The 12,357-nt window shown below is 32.2% G+C and carries 12 protein-coding genes; 4 read left to right on the top strand and 8 right to left on the bottom strand.

Annotated elements, in window-relative coordinates; translation table 11 throughout:
* The first annotated feature begins 90 nt into the window (after nucleotides 1-90).
* Nucleotides 91-1,500 carry a glycosyltransferase gene (locus tag AMO19_RS03380; RefSeq protein WP_075507345.1) on the top strand — a complete coding sequence of 470 codons (1,410 nt, stop codon included), beginning with the start codon at nucleotides 91-93 and terminating at the stop codon, nucleotides 1,498-1,500.
* Here the strand turns inward: AMO19_RS03380 and AMO19_RS03375 are convergent.
* From AMO19_RS03375 to AMO19_RS03365, 3 genes are read right to left on the bottom strand one after another with little or no spacing between them, the layout of a single operon-like run.
* Nucleotides 1,434-1,679 (bottom strand): hypothetical protein, encoded by a 246-nt coding sequence (locus AMO19_RS03375; RefSeq protein WP_075507344.1) that lies wholly within the window; start codon nucleotides 1,677-1,679, stop codon nucleotides 1,434-1,436. The two genes, AMO19_RS03380 and AMO19_RS03375, sit on opposite strands and share 67 nt — an antisense overlap.
* A 10-nt stretch (nucleotides 1,680-1,689) precedes the next feature.
* Complete coding sequence (gene mraY / locus AMO19_RS03370) at nucleotides 1,690-2,766, bottom strand: phospho-N-acetylmuramoyl-pentapeptide-transferase (protein ID WP_075507343.1); 1,077 nt, start codon at nucleotides 2,764-2,766, stop codon at nucleotides 1,690-1,692.
* The gene (locus tag AMO19_RS03365; protein WP_075507346.1) at nucleotides 2,750-3,028 is read right to left on the bottom strand and encodes a DUF3134 family protein; all 279 of its coding nucleotides are present in this window, start codon (nucleotides 3,026-3,028) and stop codon (nucleotides 2,750-2,752) included. The genes mraY and AMO19_RS03365 overlap by 17 nt, the downstream gene beginning before the upstream one ends.
* A gap of 286 nt (nucleotides 3,029-3,314) precedes the next feature.
* Between AMO19_RS03365 and AMO19_RS03355 the strand changes: the two genes are divergently transcribed.
* The gene (locus AMO19_RS03355) at nucleotides 3,315-4,529 is read left to right on the top strand and encodes an argininosuccinate synthase (protein WP_075507341.1); all 1,215 of its coding nucleotides are present in this window, start codon (nucleotides 3,315-3,317) and stop codon (nucleotides 4,527-4,529) included.
* 3 nt (nucleotides 4,530-4,532) lie between these two features.
* Here AMO19_RS03355 and rpsF read toward each other — a convergent pair whose 3' ends face one another.
* Together rpsF and AMO19_RS03345 are read right to left on the bottom strand one after the other, a co-directional pair.
* Nucleotides 4,533-4,994 carry a 30S ribosomal protein S6 gene (rpsF, locus tag AMO19_RS03350; protein ID WP_075507340.1) on the bottom strand — a complete coding sequence of 154 codons (462 nt, stop codon included), beginning with the start codon at nucleotides 4,992-4,994 and terminating at the stop codon, nucleotides 4,533-4,535.
* 103 nt (nucleotides 4,995-5,097) lie between these two features.
* A complete protein-coding gene (locus tag AMO19_RS03345; RefSeq protein ID WP_075507339.1) occupies nucleotides 5,098-5,958 on the bottom strand; it encodes a shikimate dehydrogenase in 861 nt (286 codons plus the stop codon).
* Nucleotides 5,959-6,075: 117 nt separating this feature from the next.
* On the opposite strand from AMO19_RS03345, the gene dnaK reads away from it, so the two are divergent.
* Complete coding sequence (gene dnaK, locus AMO19_RS03340) at nucleotides 6,076-7,983, top strand: molecular chaperone DnaK (protein ID WP_075507338.1); 1,908 nt, start codon at nucleotides 6,076-6,078, stop codon at nucleotides 7,981-7,983.
* Here dnaK and AMO19_RS03335 read toward each other — a convergent pair.
* On the bottom strand, nucleotides 7,980-9,062 hold the full coding sequence (locus AMO19_RS03335) for an NAD(P)/FAD-dependent oxidoreductase (protein WP_075507337.1): 1,083 nt from the start codon (nucleotides 9,060-9,062) through the stop codon (nucleotides 7,980-7,982). The two genes, dnaK and AMO19_RS03335, sit on opposite strands and share 4 nt — an antisense overlap.
* 49 nt (nucleotides 9,063-9,111) lie before the next feature.
* On the opposite strand from AMO19_RS03335, the gene purU reads away from it, so the two are divergent.
* Complete coding sequence (purU, locus tag AMO19_RS03330; RefSeq protein ID WP_075507336.1) at nucleotides 9,112-9,966, top strand: formyltetrahydrofolate deformylase; 855 nt, start codon at nucleotides 9,112-9,114, stop codon at nucleotides 9,964-9,966.
* Nucleotides 9,967-9,976: 10 nt separating this feature from the next.
* On the opposite strand, the gene AMO19_RS03325 is transcribed toward purU, so the two are convergent.
* Both AMO19_RS03325 and AMO19_RS03320 read right to left on the bottom strand, forming a co-directional pair.
* Nucleotides 9,977-11,335, bottom strand: a complete 1,359-nt coding sequence (locus AMO19_RS03325; protein WP_075507335.1) for a ClC family H(+)/Cl(-) exchange transporter — start codon at nucleotides 11,333-11,335, stop codon at nucleotides 9,977-9,979.
* 9 nt (nucleotides 11,336-11,344) lie between these two features.
* On the bottom strand, nucleotides 11,345-12,357 hold a 1,013-nt coding region (locus AMO19_RS03320), incomplete at its 5' end, for an aconitase family protein (RefSeq protein WP_257008947.1).

Raw genomic sequence — 12,357 nt, 5'->3', positions numbered from 1 at the left:
AAAAAATCTCAAATCATAATGCTTTCTTAATATTTCCTTTGAAAATTCAGCTTATTTGTATTAAAGGCCGTTGATCGGAGGATTTGCTGAATGAGGTTGAAATTTTTACATTTACATTTACATGGTCTTATACGTTCTAAAAATCTTGAGTTAGGCAGGGATGCAGATACAGGAGGGCAAACACAATATGTTTTAGAGTTAATTAAAAGCTTGGCTAATACTTCAGAGGTAGATCAAGTAGATTTAGTTACTCGTTTAATAAAAGACCCTAAAGTAGATGATCAATATTCTCAAGAAGAAGAATTTGTAGAACCTGGAGTTAGAATTTTAAGATTCAAATTTGGACCTAATAAATATTTAAGAAAGGAATTGCTTTGGCCTTATTTAGATCACCTAACTGAAAGACTAATTTCATACTATAAAAAAAACAAAAAGCCTAATTTCATTCATGCTCATTATGCAGATGCTGGATATGTAGGGGTTAAATTAAGTAAATTCTTAAGTGTTCCACTTATTTTTACAGGTCACTCTTTAGGAAGAGAGAAAAAAAGGAAATTGCTTGATACTGGTTTAAAAACTAATCAAATAGAAAAACTTTATTTTATAAGCAAAAGAATTGAGGCAGAAGAAAAAGCATTGAAGTTTGCAGATATCGTAGTTACAAGCACCAAACAAGAGTCGGTTTATCAATATTCTCAATATTCTTCTTTTTCATCTGACAAAGCTAAAGTTATTCCTCCTGGTGTTGATCATAATAAATTTCACCATATTCACTCCACAAGCGAAACAGCCGAAATTGATAACATGATGAAACCTTTTCTAAAGGATTCTACTAAACCTGCATTTTTGACTATTTCTAGAGCTGTACGAAGAAAAAATATTCCATCTTTGATTGAGGCATATGGAAGATCTGAAAAATTAAAAAGAAAAACTAATTTAATTTTGATTTTGGGTTGTAGAGATAGTACTTCAAAACTTGACACTCAACAAAAAGATGTTTTCAATAAAATTTTTGAAACAATCGATAAATATAATTTGTATGGAAAGGTAGCTTATCCAAAAAAACATCTTCCAGGTCAAATTCCTGCTTTATATAGGTGGGCTGCTAGTAGAGGTGGTGTATTTGTTAATCCAGCTTTAACAGAGCCTTTTGGTTTAACTCTTCTTGAAGCTTCTTCATGTGGATTACCAATAATATCAACAAATGATGGAGGGCCAAAAGAAATTCGTTCAAAATGTGAAAATGGACTTCTAGTAGACGTTACTGATATTAATGAGTTGAAAATTACTCTTGAAAAAGGAATTTCAAATAATAATCAGTGGAAATTATGGAGCAGAAACGGAATTGAGGGGGTTAATAGGCACTTTAGTTGGAGTACGCATGTACGTAATTATCTATCAGTACTTAATGAAGAATTTTTAAGATCAACTAGTTATTCTTCATCTGACATTAAACAAAGTTGTTTAAAAGGAACCTCCTCACTTATAAAACCCCATTGATCAAATACCTTAGGATCAGGGTGAAGAATTAGTTGATTATTTTGAGTTTTCTTTAATTTGAAGCCCTTTTTGGATAGTTTTTTCATTAAGCTAGCAGTCTCTTCAAATCTTGATGCCATTGCATCGAGACTTGAGCAGTCACTCGTTAATCCACTATCTTTCCATGTAAAAAAATTCATAACAAATTTTTTAAAGGTTGATTTTTAAAACTATACCTAAAATTACAAGTAAAATGTTGATTTTCCAAAAATTTTCAACTATTTTTTGTTCTTTAACTCCTTTAAGTTCAAAATGGTGATGGAGTGGAGCCATTAAAAATATACGTTTACCTTTATGAAATAATTTTTTTGTAACTTTAAAAAATCCTACTTGCATTATTACTGATAATGATTCAATAATAAATATTCCTGAGAAAATAGATAGCGTAAAAACGCTATTGGTTAATAATGCTATAGAACCTAAAATTGCTCCAATACTTAGAGATCCCGTATCACCCATAAATATTTTTGCAGGATAACTATTATACTTGAGAAATCCAAAGCATATGCCGGACATCGAAAAACATAAGATACTAAAAACAAAAAGTTCCTGCTGCTCTTTCATTAATATTTCTGTTCCTAATCCATAAAATACAATCCCACTACATCCAGCTGCTAATCCATCCAGTCCATCAGTCAAATTTACTGAATTACTTAAGCCCACAAGTACTAAAAAAGAAATTGGCAATATGAAAATATTCATATTTATTCCCCAGGAGTCAGAAACGGCAATTAATGGACTGATTAAATTTTTTTCATAGGCTGACAAAATAAAAATTATTGAGATGACACTTTGTAAGATAAATTTCTCTTTTGTTTTTAACCCTGTATTTTTTTTGTTTCTAATACTTAAATAATCATCTAAAAAACCTGTAATAAAGAAACCAAAAATAGTCATCAATAAAAGCAATAATTTTAGGGAACTGAAATTTATAGTTATTATCAGAAGAAAAATTAAAAAAGGGATTATCAAAAAAATTCCACCCATTGTTGGAGTATCACTTTTTTTGTAGTGATTAGAAGGACCTTCTGTTCTTATATTTTGAAGTAAATTTAATTTTCTGATTATTTTTAAACCATTCTTGGTTGCGAATAAAGATACAAAAAAAAATAATATGAAAACTCCTAAAAAAGTAAAATTATTAAAAAGATAAGAGGTTGCTACTAAAGCAAAAGTATTTAATATTAATAACCATTTAAAATTAATCTTTTTAATCTTCCCAATCATCTTCTGAAGGATCGTCTTCAATTTTATAATCTTCTTTTTCTCCCATAAGCGCTGAAAGCTCTTCTTCTTCTATAGTGCTAATTTCTTGTGAATCTCCCTCTTTTTCTGCTACAAGTCTTCCTGTATTTTCTAGCCAAGATAGCAGATCAGGTTCATCTCTTAATGGCAAAACTGGAGCTGGATCATCTCTGTGGTAGCAAGTTAAAGCTGGGTTGACTTCAGAAATGTCGTCCAATCTAAGTTTTAATTTATTTGAATCCATTAAAAGTTTTGCTCTATATATAAGATAATACATAATGATGCATACTTAAAAACTTTGTTTGATAAAGGAAATTTAAAATATTTTTTTATCTGGCTAATTTCATTGTTGCTGTCTGGATTATTAAAACTGATTGGATATTTGAATCCCAATGTTTTAATAATTAATAATTTTCTTCTCTTATTACTAGTTTTTGGTCCCGCTCTTTTAGTTACAATGGTATTAGTCTTTAATAAATATTCAAATTTTTAATTACGTCAAAAAATTTAAATTTATGGAGCAAATTTAGATGCAGCAAGTAAAAAAAGTTGTACTAGCTTATTCTGGTGGCGTAGATACGAGCGTTTGTATTCCATATTTAAAGAATGAATATGGAATTTCAGAAGTAGTTACTTTTGTAGCAGATCTTGGACAAGGCGAGGATTTAGAACTTATTAGACAAAAAGCTTTAAACTCTGGTGCATCTCAATCAATCGTTGGTAATTTAGTTAATAGTTTTGTTGAGAGATACGCTTTTCCTGCCATCAGAGCAAACGCATTATATTTAGATAAATATCCTTTATCTACAGCTCTTGCTAGGCCTTTAATTGCTGAAAATCTCGTAAATATTGCTAGAGAGATTAATGCCGATGCAGTAGCTCATGGATGCACCGGTAAAGGGAATGATCAAGTGCGGTTCGATTTGGCAATTAACGCTTTAGGTCCTGATTTAAAAATAATTACTCCTGCAAGAGAGTGGAATATGAGTAGAGAAGAGGCAATAGTGTATGGAGAAAAATTTGGTATACCTGCACCAGTATCAAAAAAATCACCATATTCAATAGACGTTAACTTACTTGGTAGGAGTATTGAAGCAGGTATATTAGAAGACCCAATGCAAGAAGCACCTGAGGATATATTTTCAATGACATCATCAGTTGATAATTCACCTGATTCCCATCAAGATATAGAAATTGTTTTTAAAAATGGGTTTCCAGTTGGAATTAATGATGAATTTTTTACTCCAGTGGAGATCATTCAAAAAGCTAATGATCTTGCCGGTAATCACGGTTTTGGAAGAATAGATATGATTGAGGATCGAGTAGTAGGAATTAAAAGTAGAGAGATTTACGAAACACCTGGCCTCTTACTTTTAATCAAAGCTCACAAAGAATTAGAGAGCATAACATTAAACCCTGATGTTGTTGATTTTAAAGGCATAGTGGAAAAAAAATGGGGTCAATTAGTTTATCAAGGTTTTTGGTTTGGACCTCTCAAAGAAAGTTTAGATGCATTTATAGCATCCACTCAAACTTCAGTTAATGGGAGAGTAAAGATTAGGCTACATAAGGGGAACGCAATAGTCATTGGGAGAATGTCGGAAAATAATTCACTTTACAGGGAGGATTTGGCAACTTACAGCAAAGATGATGTATTTAATCATTCTTTAGCAAAGGGTTTTATTTATATGTGGGGTATGTCTAATAAAATATGGGCTGAGTTAAATTCAAAAACAAAAGATTAACATTTAAGATTCTTCATTTTCTTTAGTCTTAGCATCATCTTTGCCTGGAGTTGAAGTATCTGCGCTTGCTACTGGTTTTTTTTCTTTAGATTCAACTTTCGCCTCTGGATTATCTTTATTCTCTGATTGAGATGTGCTCTTGTTCGAAGGCCTTGGAGTTGGCAAAGGACCTTCTTGTTTGACAGTCATATATCTAATAACATCTTCACTTAGTCTCATTGCTTTTTCAATTTTAAAGATATGTTGCCCATCACCTTGATGACTAAGTTGGACGTAAATTCCTTCTCTATGTTTTGCTATTTGATAGGCTAATCTTCTTTTACCTCTCATTTGACTATCAAGAATAGTACCGCCAAATTCTTCTAAAAGCTTGTTGTATTTATCGATGTGATTAGTTACTTCATCTTCCGCAATGTCTGGGCGGAGGATATACATGGTTTCGTAATAAGATTGTTGATCATTCATAGTTTCAGACAAGGTCTTTGGCTCATAAATTGTTGTGATGAGCGTCTGTTCATTACTTACGATACATTACGATAGGCAATTTCTTGAAAAGAAGGATCATTTTTTAAAGATATTTTTTTAGTGCGTCATTCATTACATGAAAAGGTACTTCTAAACCATCTGTCCAAAATGATAATGATTTTATTCCTTGGGCAACAAGCATTTCCAAACCATCTATAGTCATGCATCCTTTTTTGGCGCTAAATTTCAATAAAGTAGTTGGGGCAGGGTTGTATATTAAATCGTAAACAATTGTTTGCGAGTTAAGAGATCTCCAAAATGCTTCACCATATGGCATTGTATTATTTTCATATTTAGTTGTTTTCATCCCTGCGGGTGTTGTATTTACAATCAAATCTGCTTCCCGAATTAAAATTTGGGCTTGATCATCATTATTTAATAAACCCTGTAGTTGAATTTGATTTTCAAAGTTTTTTGTTAATTCATTTAGTGATGATTTGTTACGTGATATTACTGAAATTGTTGAAAGATTTAAATTTATTAAACCTTGAATAACAGATCTTGCTGCACCTCCGGAGCCAAGAACTATTGATTTTTTCTTTGCTAAGTTTAAATTTTTTAATGGATAAATAAATCCCTCTACATCGGTATTAGTTGCGCTCCATTTTTTTTCAGAATTTAATTTCAGGGTATTAATTGCTTTAAGTTTGTTAGCAATAGGGGAGATTTCACTACAAAGGTTAAATACTTTTTCTTTGTGTGGAATTGTAATGTTTAAACCTTTGCAATTAATCTTTTTAAAAGAATTAAGAACTAATTCCAGATCTTCATCTTTACAGGGTACAGCAATATAGATTAAATCTAAGCCTAAATATTGAAGGGCAGCATTTTGCATAATTGGAGACAAAGAATGGCTTACTGGATTGCCAATTAATGCGATGAAAGATGTCTTACTTGAAATCATGTTTAAAATTTTATCCTTAAAAGTAATAGTCTGTTCGGGAACCACACCCCGTCTTTGAGTAACAATAATGACGTCAATGACCGATTATGGAGAATAACAAATACAAAGAATTTACCCATGGGTAAGGTAGTAGGAATTGATTTAGGAACAACTAATAGTTGTGTCGCTGTAATGGAAGGTGGTAAGCCTACTGTAATAGCAAATGCTGAGGGTTTCAGAACTACTCCATCAGTTGTTGCATATACAAAAAATCAAGATCAGCTTGTTGGACAAATAGCAAAAAGACAAGCTGTAATGAATCCAGAAAATACTTTTTATTCTGCAAAACGTTTTGTTGGTAGAAGAGTTGACGAAGTTAATGAAGAATCTAAAGAAGTTAGTTATTCTGTTGAAAAATCTGGTTCTAGTGTCAAATTAAAATGTCCTATTTTGGATAAACAGTTTTCTCCTGAAGAGGTGAGTTCGCAAGTCTTAAGAAAGTTAGCAGATGATGCAGGTAAATATCTTGGAGATAAAGTTACAAAGGCAGTAATTACAGTTCCAGCTTATTTTAATGATTCCCAAAGACAAGCTACAAAAGATGCTGGAAAGATTGCAGGTTTAGAAGTTCTAAGAATCGTTAATGAACCAACTGCTGCGGCTTTAGCATATGGTTTGGATAAAGAAAATGAAAAAATTCTTGTTTTTGATCTAGGGGGAGGAACATTTGACGTCTCAGTTATTGAAGCTGGTGATGGAGTAACTGAAGTTCTATCTACATCAGGAGATACACATTTAGGTGGTGATGATTTTGATAGATGCATCGTAGATCACTTAGCCAATACTTTTAAATCTAATGAGGGAATTGATCTCAGACAAGATAAGCAAGCCTTGCAAAGATTGACTGAAGCTGCAGAAAAAGCAAAAATAGAGCTTTCAAATGCTACGCAAAGTGAAATAAATTTACCTTTCATTACAGCAACGCCTGAAGGACCAAAACATTTGGATTTGAACCTTACTAGAGCAAAGTTCGAGGAATTAGCAGCTTCTTTAATTGATAGGTGTAAAACTCCAGTTGAGAGAGCTATAAGTGATGCAAAAATTTCTACTAGTGAAATTGATGAAGTTGTTATGGTCGGAGGCTCATCTAGAATACCTGCTGTCTTAGATTTAGTTAAAAAAATAATTGGTAAAGAACCAAATCAAACTGTTAATCCCGATGAGGTAGTAGCTGTTGGAGCTGCAATTCAGGGAGGAGTTTTAGCAGGAGAGGTTAAAGATATATTGTTGCTTGACGTTACCCCACTTTCTTTAGGTGTAGAGACGTTAGGGGGAGTGATGACAAAAATGATAAATCGAAATACTACAGTACCTACCAAGAAATCTGAAACATATTCAACTGCTGTAGACGGCCAAACAAATGTTGAAATACACGTTTTACAGGGTGAAAGAGAAATGGCTTCTGATAACAAAAGTTTAGGAACTTTCAGATTGGATGGTATACCTTCAGCACCAAGAGGAGTACCGCAAATCGAAGTTACATTTGATATTGATGCAAATGGTATTCTTAGTGTTACTGCTAAAGATAAAGGAAGCGGTAAAGAACAAAGTATTTCTATCACCGGTGCTTCAACTCTATCTGATAATGAAGTAGAAAAAATGGTAAAGGATGCCGAATCAAATGCATCTGCAGATAAAGAAAAAAGAGAAAAAATCGATTTAAAAAATCAAGCTGAAACACTCGTGTATCAGACAGAAAAGCAACTTGGTGAGCTAGGAGACAAAATTGATGCTGCAGCAAAGTCTAAAGTTGAAGAAAAAAGTAATGCTTTAAAAGAAGCAACTTCAAACGAAGATTATGAATCAATGAAAAAACTCCTTGAAGAACTTCAGCAAGAACTTTATGCAGTTGGTTCATCTGTTTATCAGCAACCAGGTAATCAGCCAACATCATCTGGCGCTGCAGGCGGCCCTGATCAGAGCGATTCAAACGAAAAAGGTGGAGATGATGTAATTGATGCAGACTTTACTGAAACAAAAGATTAGTAAAGGTAATTTTTAATTTCATTTGCAACCCATTTAGAACATGCCGGTGCTAGTAAAATTCCATTTTTATAAAAACCTGTACATATAATTAGTCCATTTTCAAGATTTTTCATTATTGGTGAAGGCTCACCATCTGGTCTTGACCTTATCCCGTACCATTTTTTAGAAATTTCTCCTTTCATCAGCCAATTTGGTCTTTTATCGAGAAAATTGGTGAGTTTTCCGAATGTATTTTTTTCTGGTTTAGTACTATATTCATCAGTTGATCCAATAATTAGCTTATTTTTTGATTTTGGAATTATATTTTTACCATTTATATTGAATTGTTTTGGCAGTGATAATAAATCAACTTCTGCATCATTTATCTCAATTTCCATAGCTTGACCTAAAACAGGTTTTAATTTGATGTTGTGAGATAGGCTATCTATTAAATCAATTGCTTTTAGTGAATTACATAAAATAACCATGTCAGATTTGATGTTTTCATTATTCCTTGTTGTAGAAATCCATTGATTGTTTGATTTTCTTATTTTTATTATTTCTTTTCGCAAATAATTTACTCTTTCATTTTTTAGATATTTATCTATTGTTTGAAGTAAAGAAAAAGGATTTATTCTTCCATCTTCGAACGAGATCATTCCTTTTATATTTTTTGTTTGGAAGGCTTTATTTATATTTTTGATAAATATTGAGTCTCTTTCTAAAATTCGCAAGTTTTGATCATTATTTTCATAAACAAATTTCTCTAATTTTTTAAATCTTTCTTCATCAGTAGTTAGTTGTATTAATGGCTTTTCGATATTTAATTTATAATTAAATTTTTGTAGGAATGTAATCCATTGTGGCCATAATTCAATGCTTTGTTTCCTGAGATCCCAGCTTCTACCACTTCTTTTTTGATACATATTACCCATAAGTAAGCCTAAAGCTGCATTGCTACTATTTTGGAGTTGAGTTGGATCTATTATCGTTACCTGAAAACCTAATTCTGATAATTCTAAGGCGTTAAATTTTCCAATAATCCCTGATCCAATAATAACTATGTTTGCTTGTTGAAAATTTTCTTTTAAGCTTTTCATTGATATATTAGATATACTTGTTTATTTGACTTTATAATTAAAGATTTTTTTGGAACATCCTTCAATTATATTCAAAATTGTTTGTCCCGATCGTCCTGGCCTTGTAAGTTTACTTACAAGTTGGATTGCAAATTACGGCGGCAACATAAAACATTCTGATCATCATACAGATCAAGATGCAGGTTTATTTCTTAGTCGAATTGAATGGAATAGTAACAATGAATCTTTTAATAGGGATGAAATTTATAAAGAATTTAAAAAAATTGCAGATGAAGTAAATGGACAATTTAACGTAAATTATTCTGATGAAATCCCAAATGTTGCTATTTTCGTGAGTAAACAAAATCATTGTTTGATTGATTTACTTTGGCGAGTAAGAAATGGAGAACTCAAAATGAAAGTTCCTTTAATAATTTCAAATCACTCTCATCTTGAAAATATTGCAAATGACTTTAATGCAAAATTTGTCCATATTGATACCTTTAAAACTGATAAAACTATTGTTGAAGATCAATTTTTAAATTTACTAAAAGAATCTGAAATTGATCTTGTTGTATTAGCCAAATATATGCAAATTTTGAGTGACTCTTTTTTAAAAAAGTTTTCTTCAATAATAAATATTCATCATTCTTTCTTACCTGCATTTAAGGGCGGGCAACCATATCATAGAGCATGGAAGAGAGGTGTTAAATTAATCGGTGCTACTGCTCACTATGTTACTGAAGATCTTGATGAAGGCCCGATAATAGAGCAATGTACAGTTAATGTAAGTCATAGGGATGAAGTTGATGATTTGATTAGAAAAGGAAGAGATATTGAAAGAATAGCTTTAGCAAGAGCAGTTAGATTACATCTAAATCATCAAGTATTTGTCTATAACAGCAAAACTGCTGTTTTTGATTGAAGATAGTTTCTTAGTCTTCTAATTCTATTTGTATTTGTCTTTCATAAATTGATTTTTCATTAAAAGCTCTTGCTATCAAGAAACTGGCAATGCAGCTGATTAAAACAGGTTTCATTATTAATAAATTTTTTGTTAAAGCAAAAGCTAAAAACATTGCTGTTATTGGCGTTCGCGAACATCCTGCTACGAAAGCTCCCATTCCCGCAAAAATGTATGTACTTGGTGCATGTCCTGTAGCAATTTCTACCCAGCTCCCCATTATTAGTCCGATTGATCCTCCTAAAGTAAGCATTGGATAGAATAATCCTCCAGGAGCTCCCGATGCTGCAGCTAAACCTGTCGTGATAAATAGTACTAAAACTGCTAATAAAGCAATTCCAATACTTGTATTTTGTTCAGCTATTATTTTCTGTAATTCATCTAAATTATGAAATGTACTGGGTAAAAAAGAGTAGATACTTCCTAAAATAAGTCCACAGATACTCATTTTTGTAATAAATTTATTTTTATACCACTTTTTCCCAAGATTTTGCATTAACAAAACATATCTGCTGTACAATTCTGCAAATATCCCAATAATTATTCCTAGTAAAACTAAGTAAATAAAATCTACAGGTAAGAAAAAAACTGATGGGTCATATTCTTTTTGAATCAAAAATCCGAGGTTAAAATCAAAGCCTCCTGCTTTAGGATCTAAACCCAAGGCTTGAATAATATCAGCAGATGAATCTGCAATAAAAGTTGTAATTACTACTAGTAATAAAATAACTGGTCTAGCAGAGTTTAATAACTCCTCTATTGCATAGATAAACCCTCCCAATGGAGCGCTAAATACTGCAGCTATTCCGGCACCACCACCAGCTGCTACTATTACTCTCCTGAAAGCTGTAGGCGCTTTGAGCCACTTGGCCATTTGCCAAGCTACGGATCCCCCCATTTGAACTGATGGACCTTCTGGACCCAAAGGGAATCCACTACCAATCGCAATAATTCCTGATATGAGCTTTACTAATCCTACTTTGAAATTCATTGGAACTTTTTTATGTCTTAAGAAACCCATGATTTGACTCACACCTGAACCTTTTGCGGCAGGTGCTACATTTTTGATCAAATATCCTGCAATAGCTCCTCCTAGAGCTCCAAAAATAGGTAAGACCGCAATAGATGGGAAATGGTCTAATAATGCTAATCTCCAATTATTAATAAAATAGATGCCAGTTTTAAAAGATATGCTTGTAATTGAAGCCCCTAGACCCGTTAATAAGAGCGAAAATGCAACGACTAGAGATCTTTGTTTTAATAATTTTTTGATGCTACGAGAAGAATTATTACTTGTTTTTTGAATATTATCTTTTATAAAGTTTGGCATGATCCATGATTATTTTGTCAAGCTGAAATCGTGTATTTCATCAAATTGAAGATAGCGATAAAGTTCATCTGAATATGGATTAATTTTATTTTTAGTAATATCCTGATATTCTTCTATCTCAGGTATTTTTCCAAGCAGTGCACAAACTGCTGCCAATTCTGCACTCCCTAAAAATACTTGCGCATTCTTGCCAAGTCTATTGTCAAAATTTCTTGTACTGGTAGAAAATACTACAGAACCTTCATCAACTCTAGCTTGATTTCCCATACATAAAGAACAGCCTGGCAACTCTAATCTTGCACCACAATCTTCAAATATTTTATAGTAGCCTTCAGCTTTTAGAGTTTCTTCATCCATCTTTGTTGGTGGACAAATCCATAATTTAGCTTTTAAATTTTGTACTCCTTCAAGAACTTTTGCAGCTGCTCTGTAATGACCAATATTTGTCATGCAAGAACCTATAAAAACTTCGTCAATATTTGTATTTGCAACATCAGTGATTTCTTTTACATTATCTGGGTCATTAGGGCAAGCAACTATTGGTTGTGTTACTTTTGCTAAATCAATTTCAATGATTTCTTCATACTGAGCGTTTGAATCTGGTTGAATTAATGATGGTTTTTTTAACCAATTTTTCATATCATTTATTCTTCTTGAAATTGATTTTGAATCTTCATAATTACCCTCGATCATTTTTTCTAGCAGGCAAATATTGCTTTTTAAATATTCTTGAACAGTTTCTTGGGATAAAAGTATTGAGCTACCAGCGCATGAGCGTTCTGCAGTAGCATCAGTAAGTTCAAAAGCCTGTTCAAGTTTTAGGTTTGGTAATCCTTCAATTTCCATAATTTTCCCGTTGAATATATTTTTCTTATTTGCTTTCTCAACAGTTAAGAGTCCTTTTTTAATTGCGAAGAGAGGGATTGCATTTACTAAATCTCTAAGAGTGATTCCTGGTAATAATTCTCCCTTAAATTTAATCAGCACAGATTCTGGCATATTTAATGGCATTGATCCTATTG

Origin of the sequence: Prochlorococcus marinus (assembly GCF_001180245.1) — a bacterium.
GTDB classification, from domain to species: domain Bacteria; phylum Cyanobacteriota; class Cyanobacteriia; order PCC-6307; family Cyanobiaceae; genus Prochlorococcus_A; species Prochlorococcus_A marinus_F.
The sequence above is the reverse complement of the archived record's forward strand: the minus strand, read 5'-3'. Positions and strand labels throughout refer to the sequence as shown.

Excerpts from the sequence above, each read along its gene's own strand:
- AMO19_RS03380 (WP_075507345.1), top strand. The coding sequence starts at position 91 with ATGAGGTTGAAATTTTTACATTTACATTTACATGGTCTTATACGTTCT.
- AMO19_RS03375 (WP_075507344.1), bottom strand. The coding sequence starts at position 1,679 with ATGAATTTTTTTACATGGAAAGATAGTGGATTAACGAGTGACTGCTCA.
- mraY (WP_075507343.1), bottom strand. The coding sequence starts at position 2,766 with ATGATTGGGAAGATTAAAAAGATTAATTTTAAATGGTTATTAATATTA.
- AMO19_RS03365 (WP_075507346.1), bottom strand. The coding sequence starts at position 3,028 with ATGGATTCAAATAAATTAAAACTTAGATTGGACGACATTTCTGAAGTC.
- AMO19_RS03355 (WP_075507341.1), top strand. The coding sequence starts at position 3,315 with ATGCAGCAAGTAAAAAAAGTTGTACTAGCTTATTCTGGTGGCGTAGAT.
- rpsF (WP_075507340.1), bottom strand. The coding sequence starts at position 4,994 with ATGAATGATCAACAATCTTATTACGAAACCATGTATATCCTCCGCCCA.
- AMO19_RS03345 (WP_075507339.1), bottom strand. The coding sequence starts at position 5,958 with ATGATTTCAAGTAAGACATCTTTCATCGCATTAATTGGCAATCCAGTA.
- dnaK (WP_075507338.1), top strand. The coding sequence starts at position 6,076 with ATGGGTAAGGTAGTAGGAATTGATTTAGGAACAACTAATAGTTGTGTC.
- AMO19_RS03335 (WP_075507337.1), bottom strand. The coding sequence starts at position 9,062 with ATGAAAAGCTTAAAAGAAAATTTTCAACAAGCAAACATAGTTATTATT.
- AMO19_RS03325 (WP_075507335.1), bottom strand. The coding sequence starts at position 11,335 with ATGCCAAACTTTATAAAAGATAATATTCAAAAAACAAGTAATAATTCT.